Origin of the sequence: Burkholderia sp. GbtcB21 (genome assembly GCF_019091065.1) — a bacterium.
In the GTDB taxonomy this organism is placed as follows: Bacteria; Pseudomonadota; Gammaproteobacteria; order Burkholderiales; family Burkholderiaceae; genus Burkholderia; species Burkholderia pyrrocinia_C.
Window position 1 is genome coordinate 156,550 of record NZ_JAGXKA010000016.1, and the last position, 17,620, is coordinate 174,169.

Annotated in this window: 19 protein-coding genes and 1 tRNA gene; 4 read left to right on the forward strand and 16 right to left on the reverse strand. The window is 66.1% G+C overall.

Features of this window, described 5'->3' with window-relative positions:
• The first annotated feature begins 37 nt into the window (after positions 1 to 37).
• Both coaD and KVT39_RS29615 read left to right on the forward strand, forming a co-directional pair.
• Positions 38 to 535: a pantetheine-phosphate adenylyltransferase gene (coaD, locus tag KVT39_RS29610; RefSeq protein WP_031403077.1), complete on the forward strand. Its 498-nt coding sequence runs from the start codon at positions 38 to 40 to the stop codon at positions 533 to 535.
• 59 nt (positions 536 to 594) lie between these two features.
• On the forward strand, positions 595 to 861 hold the full coding sequence (locus KVT39_RS29615; protein ID WP_034179073.1) for a YfhL family 4Fe-4S dicluster ferredoxin: 267 nt from the start codon (positions 595 to 597) through the stop codon (positions 859 to 861).
• A gap of 81 nt (positions 862 to 942) precedes the next feature.
• On the opposite strand, the gene hisC is transcribed toward KVT39_RS29615, so the two are convergent.
• From hisC to KVT39_RS29655, 8 genes are all read right to left on the reverse strand, one after another.
• On the reverse strand, positions 943 to 2,010 hold the full coding sequence (gene hisC, locus KVT39_RS29620; RefSeq protein ID WP_217590805.1) for a histidinol-phosphate transaminase: 1,068 nt from the start codon (positions 2,008 to 2,010) through the stop codon (positions 943 to 945).
• 118 nt (positions 2,011 to 2,128) lie between these two features.
• Complete coding sequence (gene pth, locus KVT39_RS29625) at positions 2,129 to 2,728, reverse strand: aminoacyl-tRNA hydrolase (protein WP_034179071.1); 600 nt, start codon at positions 2,726 to 2,728, stop codon at positions 2,129 to 2,131.
• Between the two features lie 120 nt (positions 2,729 to 2,848).
• Entirely contained in the window at positions 2,849 to 3,457 is a 609-nt protein-coding gene (locus tag KVT39_RS29630; protein WP_175750333.1) for a 50S ribosomal protein L25/general stress protein Ctc, read from the reverse strand.
• 160 nt (positions 3,458 to 3,617) lie between these two features.
• On the reverse strand, positions 3,618 to 4,574 hold the full coding sequence (locus tag KVT39_RS29635) for a ribose-phosphate pyrophosphokinase (RefSeq protein WP_034179069.1): 957 nt from the start codon (positions 4,572 to 4,574) through the stop codon (positions 3,618 to 3,620).
• A gap of 44 nt (positions 4,575 to 4,618) precedes the next feature.
• Positions 4,619 to 4,695, reverse strand: a tRNA-Gln gene (locus KVT39_RS29640).
• 55 nt (positions 4,696 to 4,750) lie between these two features.
• The gene (gene ispE, locus KVT39_RS29645; protein WP_175750332.1) at positions 4,751 to 5,632 is read right to left on the reverse strand and encodes a 4-(cytidine 5'-diphospho)-2-C-methyl-D-erythritol kinase; all 882 of its coding nucleotides are present in this window, start codon (positions 5,630 to 5,632) and stop codon (positions 4,751 to 4,753) included.
• Positions 5,633 to 5,659: 27 nt separating this feature from the next.
• Positions 5,660 to 6,280 carry a lipoprotein insertase outer membrane protein LolB gene (lolB, locus tag KVT39_RS29650; protein ID WP_217590806.1) on the reverse strand — a complete coding sequence of 207 codons (621 nt, stop codon included), beginning with the start codon at positions 6,278 to 6,280 and terminating at the stop codon, positions 5,660 to 5,662.
• On the reverse strand, positions 6,280 to 8,103 hold the full coding sequence (locus KVT39_RS29655; protein WP_034179066.1) for a tetratricopeptide repeat protein: 1,824 nt from the start codon (positions 8,101 to 8,103) through the stop codon (positions 6,280 to 6,282). The genes lolB and KVT39_RS29655 overlap by 1 nt, the downstream gene beginning before the upstream one ends.
• 368 nt (positions 8,104 to 8,471) lie before the next feature.
• Between KVT39_RS29655 and mutM the strand changes: the two genes are divergently transcribed.
• Both mutM and mutY read left to right on the forward strand, forming a co-directional pair.
• Positions 8,472 to 9,299, forward strand: coding sequence for a bifunctional DNA-formamidopyrimidine glycosylase/DNA-(apurinic or apyrimidinic site) lyase (mutM, locus tag KVT39_RS29660; RefSeq protein WP_072444687.1), 828 nt, complete (start codon positions 8,472 to 8,474; stop codon positions 9,297 to 9,299).
• 24 nt (positions 9,300 to 9,323) lie between these two features.
• Positions 9,324 to 10,430 carry an A/G-specific adenine glycosylase gene (mutY, locus tag KVT39_RS29665; RefSeq protein ID WP_217590807.1) on the forward strand — a complete coding sequence of 369 codons (1,107 nt, stop codon included), beginning with the start codon at positions 9,324 to 9,326 and terminating at the stop codon, positions 10,428 to 10,430.
• Positions 10,431 to 10,528: 98 nt separating this feature from the next.
• Here the strand turns inward: mutY and KVT39_RS29670 are convergent, their stop codons facing one another.
• The 8 genes from KVT39_RS29670 to lptA form a co-directional block, all read right to left on the reverse strand.
• Positions 10,529 to 11,164, reverse strand: a complete 636-nt coding sequence (locus KVT39_RS29670; protein WP_034179063.1) for an LON peptidase substrate-binding domain-containing protein — start codon at positions 11,162 to 11,164, stop codon at positions 10,529 to 10,531.
• Between the two features lie 27 nt (positions 11,165 to 11,191).
• The gene (gene rapZ, locus KVT39_RS29675) at positions 11,192 to 12,100 is read right to left on the reverse strand and encodes an RNase adapter RapZ (protein WP_034179062.1); all 909 of its coding nucleotides are present in this window, start codon (positions 12,098 to 12,100) and stop codon (positions 11,192 to 11,194) included.
• Between the two features lie 75 nt (positions 12,101 to 12,175).
• A complete protein-coding gene (gene hprK, locus KVT39_RS29680) occupies positions 12,176 to 13,144 on the reverse strand; it encodes an HPr(Ser) kinase/phosphatase (RefSeq protein ID WP_006483133.1) in 969 nt (322 codons plus the stop codon).
• Between the two features lie 129 nt (positions 13,145 to 13,273).
• Positions 13,274 to 13,786, reverse strand: coding sequence for a PTS sugar transporter subunit IIA (locus KVT39_RS29685; RefSeq protein WP_034195643.1), 513 nt, complete (start codon positions 13,784 to 13,786; stop codon positions 13,274 to 13,276).
• 196 nt (positions 13,787 to 13,982) lie between these two features.
• Positions 13,983 to 14,342 (reverse strand): ribosome-associated translation inhibitor RaiA, encoded by a 360-nt coding sequence (gene raiA / locus KVT39_RS29690; protein WP_006477786.1) that lies wholly within the window; start codon positions 14,340 to 14,342, stop codon positions 13,983 to 13,985.
• 159 nt (positions 14,343 to 14,501) lie between these two features.
• Positions 14,502 to 16,010 carry an RNA polymerase factor sigma-54 gene (locus KVT39_RS29695; RefSeq protein WP_217590808.1) on the reverse strand — a complete coding sequence of 503 codons (1,509 nt, stop codon included), beginning with the start codon at positions 16,008 to 16,010 and terminating at the stop codon, positions 14,502 to 14,504.
• 160 nt (positions 16,011 to 16,170) lie between these two features.
• On the reverse strand, positions 16,171 to 16,947 hold the full coding sequence (gene lptB, locus KVT39_RS29700; protein WP_034179059.1) for an LPS export ABC transporter ATP-binding protein: 777 nt from the start codon (positions 16,945 to 16,947) through the stop codon (positions 16,171 to 16,173).
• Complete coding sequence (lptA, locus tag KVT39_RS29705; protein WP_034179058.1) at positions 16,944 to 17,609, reverse strand: lipopolysaccharide transport periplasmic protein LptA; 666 nt, start codon at positions 17,607 to 17,609, stop codon at positions 16,944 to 16,946. The genes lptB and lptA overlap by 4 nt, the downstream gene beginning before the upstream one ends.
• Between the last annotated feature and the right edge of the window lie 11 nt (positions 17,610 to 17,620).

The following is a 17,620-nucleotide window of genomic DNA, read 5'->3' on the forward strand; positions in this document are numbered from 1 at the left end:
GCTGCCATCCCGTTTGCGTGATGACAGGAGGAGCGACATGGTAGTCGCCGTGTATCCCGGTACGTTCGATCCGCTGACGCGCGGGCACGAAGACCTCGTGCGGCGTGCGTCGAGCATTTTTGATACGCTGGTGGTCGGTGTCGCCGACAGTCGCGCGAAAAAGCCGTTCTTCTCGCTCGAAGAACGTCTGACGATTGCGAACGAGGTGCTCGGCCATTATCCGAACGTGAAGGTGATGAGTTTCACCGGTCTCCTGAAGGACTTTGTCCGCACCAACAACGCACGCGTGATCGTGCGCGGCCTGCGCGCCGTGTCCGATTTCGAATATGAGTTCCAGATGGCGGGGATGAACCGCTACCTGCTGCCCGACGTCGAGACGATGTTCATGACGCCGTCCGATCAGTACCAGTTCATCTCGGGAACGATCGTGCGCGAAATCGCGCAGTTGGGCGGCGATGTCAGCAAGTTCGTGTTCCCGTCCGTCGAGAAATGGCTGACCGAGAAAGTCGCCGCGATGGGAGGCCCTGCCGCGTGACGCGGCGCCGGCCGGTTTCGTTGCGAAGCCGGCCGCCGGCCTGAAGAAGTGAGATCAGTATGGCTTTGATGATTACCGACGAGTGCATCAATTGCGACGTGTGCGAGCCCGAGTGCCCGAACGGCGCGATTTCGATGGGCCCGGATATCTACGTGATCGACCCGAACAAGTGCACCGAGTGCGTCGGCCATTTCGACGAACCGCAGTGCCAGCAGGTGTGTCCGGTCGAATGCATTCCGCGCGATCCGCAGCATGACGAATCGCACGCGCAATTGATGGAGAAGTATCACGCGTTGATCGCCGGGAAGGGCGACGACGCGTCGTGACCCTGCGGTGACGCGCGCGCTTTGGTTTATCGGCGCACGCGTCACGCTTCCCGAGCGGCGCCGTCCGGCGCCGGTTCTTCGTTAGGCAAGCAGCTCGCGCAGCGCCGCGACGAGCGCATCGCATTCGGCGTCGGTGCCGACGGTGATGCGCAGATGCTGGTCGATCCGCGGCAGCCGGAAGTGCCGCACGAAAATTTCCCGTTCCTTCAGCTTTGCCGCGATCGCGCCCGCATCGTGCGCGGGATGGCGCGCGAACACGAAATTCGCGGCCGACGGCACGACGTCGAAGCCGAGCGCGTCGAGCGCGTGCGTGAGCCGCGTCCGGCTGTCGATCACGCGCCGGCAGGTCGCGTCGAAATAGTCGGTGTCCTCGTACGCGGCCTGCGCGGCGACCTGAGCGAGCCGGTCGAGCGGATAGGAGTTGAAGCTGTCCTTCACGCGGTTCAGCGCGTCGATCAGTGCCGCATCGCCGAACGCGAAGCCGACGCGCATGCCCGCGAGCGAGCGCGCCTTCGACGTCGTGTGCACGACCAGCAGGTTCGGATGGCGGTCGATCAGCGTAATCGCGGACTGCGCGCCGAAATCGACATAGGCCTCGTCGATCACGACGACCGACGACGGATTCGCGGCCGCGATCCGCTCGACGTCCGCGAGCGGCAGCGCGCGCCCGGTCGGCGCATTCGGGTTCGGAAACAGCACGCCGCCGGCGTCGTCGAGATAGTCGTCGACGCGGATCGAGAAGTCGTCCGCGAGCGGCACGACCGTGGTCTGTACGCCGTACAGGCGAGCGTAGGTCGGATAGAAGCTGTACGTGATGTCGGGAAACCGCAGCGGCCGGTCGTGCTTCAGCAGCGCCTGGAACGTGTGCGCGAGCACCTCGTCGGAGCCGTTGCCGACGAACACCTGTTCGGGCTTGATGCTGTGATGGGCCGCGACCGTCTCGCGCAGCGCGCGCGCGACCGGATCCGGATAGCGGCGCAGCGTGTCGCCGGTCTCGCCGAGTTCGCGTGCGATCGCCGCGACGACGCGCGGCGACGGCGGATAGGGATTCTCGTTGGTGTTCAGCTTGACGGGGTGCGCGAGCGCGGGCTGTTCGCCCGGCACATAAGGCACGAGTTGCTGAACGACGTCGCTCCAGTAACGGCTCACCGCTTGGCTCCTGTCGGGCAAAACGACGAGATTACCGCATGTGCGCGTCAAGGTGGGGAGGGCGGTGCCGCCCGGCGACGCCGGACGGCCCCATGCACCGGGCCGGTGCGATGCGCGGTCAGTTGCGATGCAGCTGCATCGTCGCGCGGTCGAGTTCGCCCTTGACGACCATCGGCATCACCGCGAGCGCGCGTTCGATCGACGCGTCGATCACGTCCTGTTCCTCGCGGCGCGGCGGCTTCAGCACGAAGTTCGCGACGTCGGGCTTCGCGCCGGCGCGCGCGCTTTCCGGAATCAGGTCGCGCGGATGGCCGATGCCGATCCGCAGCCGCCAGTAATGCTGCGTCGACAGGTGTGCGGAGATGTCCTTGAGGCCGTTGTGGCCGCCGCTGCCGCCGCCGAGCTTCAGCTTCACGGTGCCGGGCGGCAGGTCGAGCTCGTCGTGCGCGACGAGAATCTGGTCGGGCAGGATCTTGAAGAATTGCGCGAGCGCGACGACCGACTGGCCGGAGCGGTTCATGTAGGTCTGCGGCTCGAGCAGGTGCACTTCCTCGCCGTGCAGGCGTGCTTTCGCGTAGAAGCCGTGGAAGCGGCGCTCGTCGCGCAGCGTCGTGCCTGCCTCGCGGGCGAGCTGGTCGATCAGCCAGAAGCCGGCGTTGTGGCGCGTCGCGGTGTATTCCGCCCCGGGATTGCCGAGGCCGACGATCAGTTTGATCATGACGTTTCGAAGGCGGCGGCTGCCGCCTGGGCGCAGAAAAAGAAAAACCCGCCGGGCAAGCCGCGGCGGGTTGCGTCGACCGTTTCGTGAAACGGATCGATCGGGCGCGTAGGCAGCCGCTTAGGCAGCCGGCGTTTCGCCTTCGCCTGCTGCGTCCGACACGGCACCAGCCGGGACCGTCGCCGATGCGACAACCGGGTTTTCCGCATCGATGTGCGCGACCAGCGCGACGCCCTTCGGCAGCGTGATGTCCTTCGCGTGCAGCGACTGACCGGCTTCGATCTTCGACAGGTCGACTTCGAGGAACTCCGGCAGCGCAGCCGGCAGGCACTCGATTTCGATTTCCGTCGCGACGTGCGACACGACCGCGCTCGACAGCTTCACGGCCGGGCTGACTTCGGCGTTCAGGAAGTGCAGCGGCACCTTCGTGTGCAGCTTCTTCTTCGCGTCAACGCGCTGGAAGTCCACGTGCAGCACCAGTTGCTTGAACGGGTGGTATTGCACGTCGCGCAGCAGAACCTGCTGCGACTGGCCGGCCACTTCGAGGTCGAGGATCGACGAGTGGAAGGCTTCCTTCTTCAGGGCGTGCCACAGGGCGTTGTGATCGAGTTCGATCTTTTGCGGGGCTGCTTCGCCACCGTAAACGATGCCCGTGGTCTTACCGGCGTTGCGCAGGCGGCGGCTCGCACCCGTACCTTGCTGTTGGCGCTCGAAAGCGACGACTTTCATGTGATTCTCCAATGGCTGCCCGCGACCAGGCAGTAAAACGGGGCCGTCAAACGGCGGCCCCCGATGAAACGGCGGGGTTTCGTCTATCCCGTCCGATTGTGCAAAAAGCGAAGCGTTGCCGCTTCGCTTTCTGCGCATGCTTTCTTGTGTCGACTCGCGATCAGGATTCCGCGAACAGCGACATCACCGAATCGCCGCGGCGGATCCGCGAGAACGTCTCGGCCAGCAGGCTCGCGCTCGTCAGCGAGCGGATCTTCGAGCACGCCAGCGATTCGGCCGACAGCGGGATCGTATCGGTGACGACCAGCTCGTCGAGTGCCGATGCGGCGATGCGGTCGGCGGCGCCGCCCGACAGCACGGGGTGCGTCGCGTACGCGAACACCTGCTTCGCACCGCGGTCCTTCAGCACTTGCGCGGCCTTGCAGAGCGTGCCGGCCGTATCGACCATGTCGTCCATGATCACGCAGGTGCGGCCTTCGACTTCACCGATGATGTTCATCACTTCGGCGACGTTCGCCTTCGGACGACGCTTGTCGATGATCGCGAGATCGCAGTTGAGCTGCTTCGCGAGTGCCCGGGCACGCACCACGCCGCCGACGTCCGGCGACACGACGAGCAGATCCGAGTAGTTCTGCTTGCGCAGGTCGCCCAGCAGGATCGGCGTTGCGTAGATGTTGTCGACCGGGATGTCGAAGAAGCCTTGAATCTGGTCGGCGTGCAGATCCATCGTGATGATCCGCTCGACGCCGGCGATTTCCAGCATGTTCGCGACGACCTTCGCCGAGATCGCGACGCGCGCCGAACGCGGGCGGCGATCCTGACGGGCGTAGCCGAAGTAGGGGATGGCTGCAGTGATCCGGCCGGCCGATGCGCGCTTGAGCGCGTCGACCATGATCATCAGTTCCATCAGGTTGTCGTTCGCCGGCGCGCACGTGGATTGCAGGACGAAGACGTCCTTGCCACGCACGTTTTCCTGGATCTCGACCTGGATCTCGCCGTCGGAGAAACGGCTGACCATTGCTTTGCCGAGGGGAATTCCAAGAATGTTGACGACTTCCTGGGCGAGCGCGGGATTCGCGTTGCCAGTAAAAACCATCAGGCCGTCATGGCTGCTCATCGTGCACCTGCTTCAGGCTTAGGCGGGAAATGCGGGAAAATTTTTGGCAGGGGAGGAAGGACTCGAACCCTCGCATGCCGGAATCAAAATCCGGTGCCTTGACCAACTTGGCGACTCCCCTACACTTAACTGATAACTTCACCGGACTCGTGTAGGCCATCCGGCAAAGTAAAACTTCATGACGCGAAAGCGAAGAGCGGATGCTCGTTCAGGCTCTCGGCAACTGCGCCGTTCCAACTGGCGGGCAGCTTGGCTTTCGCCGCTTCTGCCTCGTGTTTGCTGCGAAACGCTGCAAACACGCTTGCTCCGGATCCGGTCATCCTCGCGGGGGTCACATCATACAACCATTTGACCACCTGCGCAACTTCCGCGTACTTACTTGTCACAACTTGCTGCATATCGTTCCGGCCGAAGCTGTCTGGCCATCCCGCATCGCTGTTTTGCTGTGCAAGAAAGTCAGCAATTGTGACGGGCTTCGAATCTCTTGTCAACAACTCATCTGAAAATATTTCAGCGGTCGGGACATGAACGCGTGGCGTCACAACCAAGAACCAGCGAGTCGGCAATTCTACCTCAGCTAATTCTTCTCCGATACCCTCTGCGAACGCATTTTTTCCAAAAATAAAAAACGGGACGTCTGCGCCGAGTTTCACCGCGAGCGACTGAAGTTCCGTGCGCGGCAGGTCGAGTTGCCACAGGCGGTTCAGCGCGAGCAGCGTCGTTGCCGCGTCGGAGCTGCCGCCGCCGAGGCCGGCGCCCATCGGCAGGCACTTGTCGATCTCGATGTCGACGCCGAGTGCGGTGCCAGTGTGCGCCTTCAGCAGGTTGGCCGCGCGCACGACGAGATCGCTTTCCTCGGGCACGCCGGGCACGTCGGTGACACGCGCGACGCGGCCGTCGTCGCGCAGCGTGAAGTGCAGCGTGTCACCCCAGTTCAGCAGCTGGAACACGCTCTGCAGATCGTGATAGCCGTTCGGGCGGCGGCCGGTGATGTGCAGGAACAGGTTGAGTTTCGCGGGCGCAAGGCAGTTGCGCAGCGAGCGGGTCGAATCGGTCATGCGTATGTCGAGGCTAGGCGCACGTGCTCACTGATCGAGCACGAGCTTGATGTCGAGCGGCGGCGTCGCGCGCACGAGGTTGACGCGTTTGACGCCCGTGGCCGGGGCGTCCGCGTAGGCAAGGTAGTCGATCGTCCAGCCGTCCTGGCGGATCTGCTTGACGTGCGTGTCGTCGGCCGGATCGCGTACCGTCTCCGCGGGCGTCGCGGGCGCGGGCGTCGGCAGCAGCCAGTAGCGCAGGCCCGCGAGCGGCAGTGCGAAGCCGAGCGTTCGCTGCATCAGGTCGCCGACGTCCGTCGCATATTGCGTCGGTCGGTTAGGCAACTCGAGCGACGCTGCCTGCGGCGTCGATTTCACGACCGCGAGCGTCTGGCCGAGCGGGCTGCGCAGCTCGAGCGACACGTCGTTGCCGTGCTCCTGCCAGTCGAAGTTGCCGTACACGTTCTGCTGCCTGCCGAGACGATCGTCGTACTGCACCGCGAAGCGGCCATGGTAAGCGTGCGTCGCGGCGGTCTGCAGCGCCGCGCCCGTCGGCGCGCTTGCCGACGGCGGCGTGCTCGCGCAGCCGGCGAGCGCGAGCGCCGCGCCGGCCGCGGCCAGCGTGCGCTGCGCGCGGGAGGACAGGGAAAGCGTCGGGAACATCTGCATCAGAGACCGTTGATCTGCAGGCGCTTCAGCGTCTGCACGAGCGTTTCGTTGTCGGGCTCGAGCTTCTGCGCGGCACGCCACGCGGAACGCGCGTCGTCCTGTGCGCCGCTCTTCCACAGCACTTCGCCGAGGTGAGCACCGATTTCGGCGTTCGGCTGCAGTTCGTACGCGTGCCGCAGGACCTTCGTAGCGCCGGCCGTGTCGCCCATCCGGTACTTCACCCAGCCGAGGCTGTCCATGATGTAGGCATCGTTCGGCGCGAGCGTCATCGCCTTGTCGATCAGCTTGCTGGCTTCGGGCAGGCGCTGGTTGCGGTCGGCAAGCGAATAGCCGAGCGCGTTGTACGCCTGCGGGTTGTCGGGCTGCGTGCGGATCAGCTCGCGCAGCTGCTGTTCCATCGTCGTGTAGTGGCCGGTCTTTTCGGCCGCCATCGCGTAGTCGTAGCGCAGGTCGGGATCGTCCGGGAAGTCCTGGACCGCCTGCCCGAGCCGTGCCTCGGCTTCCGGATAGCGCTTCGCGGTGAACAGGATCGACGCGTCGGTGCGCGCGACCACGGCCGCGTCGCGCGGATCCGTGATCGGCAGGTCGTCGAGCACCTTGCGCGCCTCGTCGGTCTTGCCCTGTTTCTGCAGCAGCTGCGCGCGCGTGATCTGTGCGGGGAGATAGTGCTGGCTCGTCTGGTCGACCTTGTCGAGCCATTGCGACGCCTGTGCATCGTTGTTCTGGTCGATCGCGATCTGTGCGAGGTAGATGTAGCCCTGGCCGACGTCGAGGTTCTGCTGCTTGTCGCCGAGCTGCACGTACTGCTTCAGGTAGGCGGTCGCTTCGTCGAGTTTCTTCTGCTGAATCTTGATCAGCGCGAGCGCCATCAGCGGCGTCGGATCCTTCGAGTCGAGCTTGCGCATCGTCTCGAACTGCTTCTGCGCGTCGTCGAGGCGATCGTCGGCGAGATAGAGCTGCGACAGCGCGAGCCGCGCGTCGCGCGACTTCGGATTCTGCTGAACATATTTCTCGAACGACGCGATGCCCGCCGCGCGTTCCGCCGGCCCCATCTGCGACAGCATCAGCGCCGCCGGCAGGTAGTCGGGACGGAGCTGCAGCGCTCGCTTCAGCGATTGCGCGGCGCCGTCCTTGTCGTCGACCGCGAGCTGCTGCCGCGCGATCGCGAGCTGCGCCTCGGGCCGGTTCATGTCGTTCTTCAGCATGTCCTTCAGCACCGCGAGGCCGCCGACGCGATCGGAGCCGCGCACGAGCAGCGCCTGCAGCGCGAGGATCGCTGGCCCGCGCGTCTCGCCGGTTGCGCGGGCCAGCTCGCGCGCGAGCATCGGCTGCGCGTCGGCCGGCTTGCCGGCGAGCACCAGCAGCGCGGCGTCGACCTGCGACGCCCGGTTCGAATCCGGTGCGTACTGGCGCCACAGGTTCGCGGCGGACAGCGCGTCGGCCGGGCTCTGTGCACCGAGCGCGATCTCGGTCGCACGCTGCGCCATGCGCGGATCGCGCGTGTCGCGGGCGAGCGCGAGGTAGGTCTGGTACGCCGGCGCCGGCTGGTTGCGCTGGAGCGCGACCTCGGCGGCGAGCACCTGGTAGACGATCTGGCTCGTCAGCGGGACACCGGGGAGATTCTTCTGCTCATCCGGCATCACATGCTCGAACGCGCCCTGCGGCTCCGCGTCGTCCGATGCCGGATCCTGCGCGTGAGCCGGGAAGGCGGTGAGGGTCCAGGCGGCAAACAGCGCGGCGCCGAGTGCACGACGGACCGGGAAGGCGCGCGCGCCGCGCGCGGCGGCGGGGCGCTTCTGAAGCAGCTTCGAGGGCAGAGTCATGGAAATCCGTTCGATGTTTCAACCGATTGTAACGCGCTCGCTACAATACACGCACGATCGTGATAGGGTCCGTTTGCATATGGAACGCACATGCGAATGCCCGAAATCGCCCGCATAGCAAGAGGCGAGGAGCGCCGTTTGGCGAGCCAAACAAGCGACGAGCGACGCCGCTATGCGGGCGATTTCGGGCATTCCCGTGACATGAATTTTTTAATTTGGGGTTGCCACGAGAACGGCCGCTCGCCGCGTTGCGCTCCTTGCGAATACGTCCAGTATTCGCGGCGTCGCGCGCCTCGCGAGCGGCCGTTCTCGTGGCAACGCATGCGCGTTCCATATGCAAACAGACCCTAGCCTCAGACCCGTATAACATGCCAGAGTTGCCAGAAGTCGAAGTCACGCGCCGGGGCATCGAGCCCTTTGTCGCGGGCCGCCGCGTCGAGCGTGTCGACATCCGTACCGCGATGCTGCGCTGGCCCGTGCCGGCGGGGCTCGCCGAGCAATTGCGCGCGCGCGAGGTGCTCGCCGTCGAGCGCCGCGGCAAATACCTGCTGTTCGAGGTCGACGCGGGCTGGTTCATCGTCCATCTCGGCATGACGGGCACGCTGCGCGTGCTGCCGGCGGCCGGCGTGCCGGTCGCCGCGAAGCACGATCACATCGACTGGATCTTCGACGAATTCGTACTGCGGTTCCGCGATCCGCGCCGCTTCGGCGCCGTGCTGTGGCACCCGCGCGAAGCGGGCGACGTGCATGCGCATCCGCTTCTCGCGAGCCTCGGCGTCGAGCCGTTCTCGCCGGCGTTTACCGGCGCGCTGCTGCATGCGCGCACGCGCGGCCGCACGGTCTCGGTCAAGCAGGCGCTGCTCGCGGGCGACATGGTCGTCGGCGTCGGCAACATCTATGCGTCGGAGAGCCTGTTTCGCGCCGGCATCCGGCCGACGACGGCCGCCGGCAAGGTGTCGCTGCCGCGCTACGAGCGGCTGGCCGACGCGGTGCGCGCGACGCTCGCCGATGCGATCGAGCGCGGTGGCAGCACGCTGCGCGATTTTGTCGGCAGCAACGGCGAAAGCGGCTATTTCCAGCTCGACTGCTTCGTCTACGACCGTGCCGGCCAGCCTTGCCGCGTATGCGGCACGCCGATCCGCCAGATCGTGCAGGGCCAGCGGTCGACCTATTTCTGTGCGACCTGCCAGCGTTGAAACCTCTTTCCGCGATTAGATAACTTGAAGCCGCCCCGCATCGCCCCCGCTCCGTTCCCCGTCGCGCCGCTGCACCGCACGTTCGCCACGCGCCTGATCGCGTGGCAACGCGAGCACGGCCGCCACGACCTGCCGTGGCAGAACACCCGCGATCCGTACCGGATCTGGTTGTCGGAAATCATGCTGCAGCAGACCCAGGTGTCGACCGTCATCCCGTATTACGCGCGATTTCTCGAACGCTGCCCCGACGTCGCCGCGCTCGCGGCCGCGCCGGTCGACGACGTGATGGCGCTGTGGGCGGGGCTCGGCTACTACTCGCGCGCGCGCAACCTGCACCGCTGCGCGCAGGTCGTCGTCGCCGAGCACGGCGGCGCGTTTCCGGCGACGCCCGACGCGCTGGCCGAACTGCCGGGCATCGGCCGCTCGACGGCCGCGGCGATTGCGTCGTTTGCGTACGGCGCGCGCGCGACGATCCTCGACGGCAACGTGAAGCGCGTGCTCGCGCGGGTGTTCGGCGTCGAGGGCTTTCCGGGCGAGAAGCGCGTCGAGAACGACATGTGGGCGCTCGCCGAATCGCTGTTGCCCGACGCCGCGAATGCGGCGGACGTGAGCGCCTATACGCAGGGGCTGATGGATCTCGGCGCGACGCTGTGCGTGCGCGGCAAGCCCGACTGCGCGCGTTGCCCGTTCGCGGGCGACTGCGTCGCGCAATCGACGGGCCGGCAGCGCGAACTGCCGGCCGCGCGGCCGAAGAAGGCCGTGCCGACACGCAAGACCTGGATGCTCGTGCTGCGCGACGGCGACGCCGTGCTGCTCGAGCGGCGGCCGCCGGCCGGCATCTGGGGCGGCTTGTGGTGCCTGCCGCAAGCCGACGGCGACGCGGCGCTCGCGGAACTTGCGCAGGGCTTCGGCGGCGGCGGCCCGGTGCCGCTTGCACCGTTCACGCATACGTTCACGCATTTTCGGCTCGAGATCGAGCCGCGGCTGAGCGACATGGCGGACGGCGGCGGCCTGCCGTCGCAGGCACGGGACGCGGAGACCGCGTGGGTGTCGCTGAGCCGGCTCGATGCGTACGGCGTGCCGGCGCCCGTGCGCAAGCTGCTCGATGCACTGAGCGGGCCGCTGCTGTAACGAAGGGGAACGGGCGCGGCGCGGGCCGCGCGCTCGAGAAAAGAAAACGCCGGCCGCCCCGGGTTTTCCGCACCGAAGGAAGCCCCGTCCGGCGGCGCCTACAGCCAGCCGTGCCGGTCGAGCACGTGATGCACCGCGTCGATGCGTGCGCCGACGTCCGGAAATTCCATCAGCTTTTGCCGCGCGCGCAGGTCGAGCGGCAGCAGTTCCGCGAGGCGGTTCGACACCCAGCTCGGATCGTCGAGACGGAACGGTTCGCCGAACGGCAGCTTGCCCGGCTCGGATTTCTTCAGCGCGTCGATGATGCGCTCCAGCACCTCGGCGCACGAGCCGAACTGCGCGAGCGCCTGCTCGCCTTCGAGCGGGATATCGTCGGGCAGCGGTTCCGCGATGCCGACCAGCAGACCGTTGCCTTCGACGCGATACGACAGCAGTTCGAAACGCTGCGTGCCGACCGCCTGCAGATACAGCATCCCGAATTCGCCGGTATCGCACTCGGTGATGCGCGCCATGCAGCCGATGGTTTCGGGCACCGACACGGCGCCGTCCTGTGCGACTTCGGGCCCGCTCTTCAGCAGGCACACGCCGAACGGTGCGTTGTCGCGCAGGCACGCGCGGGACATGTCGAGGTAGCGTGCCTCGAACACCTTGAGCGGGAGCAGGCCTCCCGGAAACAGCACCGTGTGCAGCGGAAACAGCGGCAGGTCGATCAGGGTGGTCGATAGGGAGGACATGGCGCGCTGACGAAGGGGCGGGTGTCGCTAGGGTCGGTCGACCTCGGAGACGAGCCGCGACGACGCGTCGACATCCACTGGCGCGTCACGATGCCGCACGATCACGTTCGCCTCGTGCGCGAGGCGCGCGGCGAGCGTTTCCGCGATGAACACCGAGCGATGCTGGCCGCCGGTGCAGCCGATGGCGACGGTCAGGTAGCTGCGGTTGTCATCGCGGAAGTGCGGCAGCCATTTCAACAGGAACGCATGGATGTCGTCGATCATCTGGTGGACGATCGGCAGTGCGTCGAGAAAGGCGATGACCGGCTGGTCGAGCCCGGTGAGCGGGCGCAACTCGTGGTCGTAGTACGGATTCGGCAGCGCGCGCACGTCGAACATCAGGTCGGCGTCGAGCGGTACGCCGCGCTTGAAGCCGAACGACTCGAACATCACCATCAGGTCGTTGTTCTTCTGCTCGATGAAGCGCTTGACCCACGTGCGCAGCACGTTCGCGCGCAGCGTGCTCGTATCGATCTGGTGGCCGAACTCGGCGAGCGGCGCGACGAGGTCGCGTTCGCGCTCGATCGCTTCCTCGAGCGACGACAGCAGGCCGACGTCCGCATCGTGCGACAGCGAGCCGGACAACGGATGGCGGCGGCGCGTTTCGGAGAAGCGCTGGATCAGCGCCTGGGTGCTTGCGTTGAGGAACAGCACGCGCACGTCGTGATCGCGCGACAGCTCGCGGATCAGGCCGGGCATTTCGTCGAGCGATGCGCTCGAGCGCGCGTCGATCGCGACCGCGAGCCGGCGCTGGCCGTCCTGGGCGAGGTAGCGGGCGAGTTCGGGGAGCACATGCGGCGGCAGGTTGTCGACGCAGTAATAGCCTGCGTCTTCGAGCGCGTTCAGCGCGACGGATTTGCCTGAGCCGGAGATGCCGGTGATAAGGACGATGCGCATGGGAAGCAGAGAATCCTGACGTTTCATCATAGCACCGGCTCGACGCGTCGGCGTTGCGCAGCCGGCGCGTGCGGGTTACACCAGTTTGCCGGGGAACTGACTGTCGGGATCTTGCATCGCGAGTCGTTGCCGATCCATGAAATCGCGCAACGTGTCGATTCCGCGCAACTGCAGGATCGTGTTCCGGACGGCGGCCTCGACGAGCACCGCAAGGTTGCGGCCGGCCGCAACCTGGATCGTGACCTTGCTGATCGGCAAACCGAGCACGTCGACGGTCTGGCTTTCGAGCGGCAGGCGCTGGAATTCGCCGTCGGGGCGCCGCACGAGCTGGACGATCAGCTTCAGCTTCATTTTCCGCCGCACGGCGGTTTCGCCGAAGATCGTCTTGATGTCGAGCAGGCCGAGGCCGCGCACTTCGAGCAGGTTTTGCAGCAGCGGCGGGCAGCGCCCTTCGACGAAATCGGGGCCAAGGCGGACGAAGTCGACCGCGTCGTCGGCGACGAGACCGTGGCCGCGGCTGATCAGTTCGAGGCCGAGCTCGCTTTTGCCGAGGCCCGAATCGCCGGTCAGCAGCACGCCCATCCCGAGGATGTCGAGGAATACGCCGTGCAGCGTCGCGCGCGGCGCGAGGATGCGGGACATGTAGAGCCGCAGGCTGTCGATCACCGCGGCGGCCGACATCGGCGTCGTGAACAGCGGGGTCGACGAGCGCGTGCAGCGCAGCACGAGTTCGGGCGGCGCCGCGGCGCCGCCGGCGACGACGAGGAACGGCGGTTCGAGCGCGATCAGCTCGGCCATGTGGCGCGAGCGGTCTTCGTCGGTCTGGCGCTGGTAGTAGTCGATTTCGGCTTCGCCGAGCACCTGGATCCGGTTCGGGTGGATCAGGTTCAGGTGGCCGACGAGGTCGGCGCTCGACGTCGCGTTGCCGACCGTGTCGGCCGAAAAGCCGCGCTCCCAGCCTTCATGCCCCGTGAGCCAGCTCAGTTTCAGCGTGGCCGCGTTGTCGTCGAAGATGCTCTGGGCGTTGATGCTGGACGTATCCATGACTCTCGTCACTCCAATGAGCCGGTGCATGCGCGCGGCGACGGTCGTCGCCATGCCGGGCCGGCGCCGGGCGGCCCTGGACGGCGGCGCGTGCCGCCTCGTGAGGGAAAATATTCCGCCCGGATCAACTCAAGGTTGCCACTGAGTGAGCAGGCGATGCAACTCGGCGATATCCGTTTCGTTGTGCAGACGCTCGCGCGCGTCGCGATCGGACAGCAGTTGCGCGATTTCCGACAGGATTTCGAGGTGCTGCTGGGTGGCTTGCTCGGGGACGAGCAGGAAAATCAGGAGGCCGACCGGCTGGCCGTCGGGCGCTTCGAACGGGATCGCATCGGCGAGCCGGACGAACGCGGCGAGCGGGTGCTTGAGACCCTTGATGCGCCCGTGCGGAATCGCGACGCCTTCGCCGAGCCCGGTCGAGCCGAGGCGCTCGCGCGCGAACAGGTTGTCCGTGACGGTGCTGCGGGCGATGCCGTTCTGATTTTCGAACATCAGCCCGGCTTGTTCGAACACGCGTTTCTTGCTGGTGACCGAGAGGTCGATGACGACGTTCTCTATGGGCAGGATTTTGGCTAGGCGATTCATGTTGGCAGGCGATTGGGCGGCCTGGGGTCTCCTTGCGGCGGCAGACTGATTTTCCATGTTCGGCGATATCAAGGCATCTGGTATCGGCAACCTGCAACGCAGCTACCGCACCCAACGCCCCCCGGCGATAACCGGGACATTATAGAGCACAGCCGCGTGCGTGGCGCAGCATGGACGGACCGGTCGCACCACGGGCGCGGAGTCGCAAAAAAAACGCCCGGCGAACCGGGCGGCGTGCGTGTTGCGGTGACGGTTATTGCGGCGGCAGTTCGATCTGGTCGATCGACGGTTGAAGCTTGATCGGGTCGTGCGCGTGCGTTTGCAGGCGCTCCATGTGCTTGACGACCTGGCGATCCAGCTTGTCGATCAGCAGATCGATCGCGGCGTACAGGTTGCCGTTCGCGCTTTCGACGAAGATGTCCTTGCCCTTCAGGTGCAGATTGATTTCCGCGCGCTGCTGCTTGTCCTTTTCCTTGTGGTTGTCGACCGAGAGGATCACAGTGCCATCGATCACCTGATCGCTATGCCGTAGCACCCTGTCCAGCTTGGTGATCACGTATTCGCGAATTGCAGGCGTGACTTCGAGATGATGTCCACTGATCTTCAGGTTCATAGTGCTTCTCCAAGCGAGTGACCACCCGGCCGCATCGAGGCGGCGCTCCGGTCGACTTGCCCGTACCGCACGGAGGCGGTGTATTGCGGACAGGTCGCCCGGCCTGTTCCCCGTGTGCGCGGTGGCCGGAACACGCCTGCCGCCGGGCAGGCAGCAGGCCTAAAGAGACTTGCGCAGATTCACTGCCGGGATCTTGAGGGCTTCGCGATATTTGGCAACCGTGCGGCGCGCGACCACGAAACCCTGTTCTGCCAGCAGCTCGGCAATGCGGCTGTCCGAAAGTGGCGATTTTGGGTCTTCAGCTCCTATCAGTTGCTTGATGAGGGCTCGGATGGCGGTCGACGAGGCGGCGCCACCGGTGTCGGTCGAAACGTGAGATCCGAAGAAGTACTTAAATTCAAGCGTCCCGAACGGGGTCAGCATGTACTTCCCGGTTGTCACACGGCTGACAGTCGACTCGTGTAGGCCCAGCGTATCAGCTATTTCCCGCAAAACCAAGGGGCGCATGGCAATTTCGCCATGTGCAAAGAAATTCTTTTGACGCTCGACAATAGCCTGCGCGACACGCAGGATCGTGTCGAAACGCTGCTGGATGTTCTTGATCAGCCAGCGTGCTTCCTGAAGCTGCTGTTTCAGCGAACCGGTCGACGGATCACCGCGGCTGTTGCGCAGGATGTTCGCGTAGAGGTTGTTGATCCGCAGGCGCGGCACGACCTCCGGATTGAGCTCCGCGAGCCATCCCTGGCCGGCCTTCTTCACGATGATGTCGGGCACGACGTAGTCGGCCTCGGCCTTGCCGTACGCGGCGCCGGGGAACGGCTCGAGCGAGCGGATCAGCGCGTGCGCGTCGCGCAGCGCGTCGTCGCTCGCCTTCAGGTGCTTGCGCAATCGCGTGAAGTCGCGTGCGGCGAGCAGCTCCAGATGCTGCGACACGATCTCGAGCGCGAGCGTGCGCGTCGGGGACGGATCGAGGCGCAGCAGCTGCAGCTTCAGGCATTCGGAGGCCGAGCGGGCGCCGACCCCGGCCGGGTCGAAGCTGTGCAGCAGCGCGAGCGCCGCGTTCAGTTCGTCGCAGTCGATCTCCAGCTCGGGCGGCAGGTCGGCGAGCACTTCGTCGAGCGTGGCGGTCAGGTAGCCGTCGTCGTCGAGCGATTCGATCAGGAACATCACGAGCGCACGATCGCGCGGGCTGGCCTGCGTGACGCGCAACTGCGCGGACAGGTGGTCGCGCAGCGACGTCGCGGCTTCCTGCACCTGCAGCGGCGGGAGGTCGTCGTCGTCGGACGCGCCGCTCGAGCGGCCGAATTCGTCGAGATTCCATTGCGGGCCGTCGTTGCCGTCGCCGGACGCGTAACCGTCGTATTCGTCCGCGCCGGCCGGCTCGTCGCGCTCCGCGCGATCGCCTGACGTGCTGCTGCTGCTGTTTGCCGGGGCCGGCTCGGTATTCTGGCTGGAAGGTGTCTGCGCGATCAGCGATCCGTCCGCCGCGACGCGCAGCGGGCTCACGATCCATTCGTCGTCGTTCTCGAGCAGCGGGTTCTGCGCGACGGCCATCGCGACTTCCTGCTGCAATTCGAGCGTCGACAACTGCAGGAGCCGGATCGACTGCTGTAGCTGGGGCGTCAGCGCCAGATGTTGCGACAGGCGGAGTTGGAGGCTGGCTTTCATGGCAAGGAGGGAGTCATACCGGCAGTTTGCCACGACCCAGGCGCGTTGAGCCATCCGCGATTACGCGCGGCGCGCCGCCCGGCCGCGGGCATGGCCGCGAAGCGGGGCGCGGCCCCGCGCGGCGATGCCGGGCGGGGTGCAGCCAGCCACGAGGAGGAAGTTACATGCGGAAGTGTTCGCCGAGATACACGCGGCGCACGCTTTCGTTTTCGATGATGTCGCTCGGCGCGCCGGCGGCGAGTACCGAGCCGTCGCTGATGATATAGGCGTGATCGCAGATGCCGAGCGTTTCGCGGACGTTGTGATCGGTAATCAGCACGCCGATGTTGCGCTGCTTCAGGAACTTGACGATCTTCTGGATCTCGAGCACCGCGATCGGGTCGACGCCGGCGAACGGTTCGTCGAGCAGGATGAAGTTCGGGTTGGTCGCGAGCGCGCGCGCGATTTCGACCCGGCGTCGTTCGCCGCCCGACAGCGACAGCGCCGGGTTCTCGCGCAGGTGGCCGATCTGCAGCTCGTCGAGCAGCGCTTCGCTGCGCGACGAGATCGCGTCCTTCGACAGCCGCTTGCCGTCTTCGCCGTATTGCAGCTCGAGCACCGCGCGGATGTTTTCCTCGACGGTCAGCTTGCGGAACACGGACGCTTCCTGCGGCAGGTACGACAGGCCGAGCGACGCGCGCTTGTGGATCGGCAGCAGGCTGATCGAGCTGCCGTTCAGCGAGATTTCGCCCGCGTCGAGCGGCACGAGGCCGACGATCATGTAGAACGACGTGGTCTTGCCGGCGCCGTTCGGGCCGAGCAGGCCGACGACTTCGCCGCTCTTCACGTCGAGCGACACGTCCTTGACGACCGTGCGCGAGCCGTAGCGCTTCTTCAGGTTGCGGACGACGAGTGAGCTCGTGGTGCCGGCCGGCTGGCGGTTCGGTAGCGCGTTCATTGGCCCGGCGCTCCCTGGATCGTGGTCGACGGCGACAGCTTCGCCGGCGCGCCGGTCAGCGGCGCGGGGCCGCCGTTCTTCGGCGACAGCATCGCGCGCACGCGGCCGTTCGGGTTGCCGGGCGCGGCGATGTCCTTGCCGCCCTTCGCGGTGTAGAAGTCGCGCTGGCCGTCGTACGTGATCACGCTGCCGTGCACGGTGTCGGCGATGGTCGACGTGCCCTGCAGGCGGCGCACGGTCGCGGCGGTCGTCAGCGTGGTCAGGTCCTGCTTGCCGTCGTAGTCGATGCGCTCGGCGTCGCCGTCGATGTATTCGTCGAGGCCTTCGCGCTTCTGGCGGAACGTCGCGTGCTTCTTGCCGCTGCCGAACGACGTCGCGTACTGATAGCCTTCCGGATCCTGGCGCACTTCGACGCGATCGCCCTTGATGATGATCGTGCCCTTCGTGATCACGACGTTGCCGGTCGCGACCGTGACCTGCTTCAGGTCGTCATAGGTCAGGTTGTCGGCCTCGACGTTGATCGGTTTGTTCTGGTCGGCCTTCTCGGCATGGGCGAGCGGCGCCAGCCCGATCAACGGGAGCGCCACGAGCGTCGCGGCGAGCGCGGCGCGGACGGCGCGCGCAGCGCCGCCGGAAATCTGTCGAGGGAACGGTTCGTTCATGCAGTCACGTG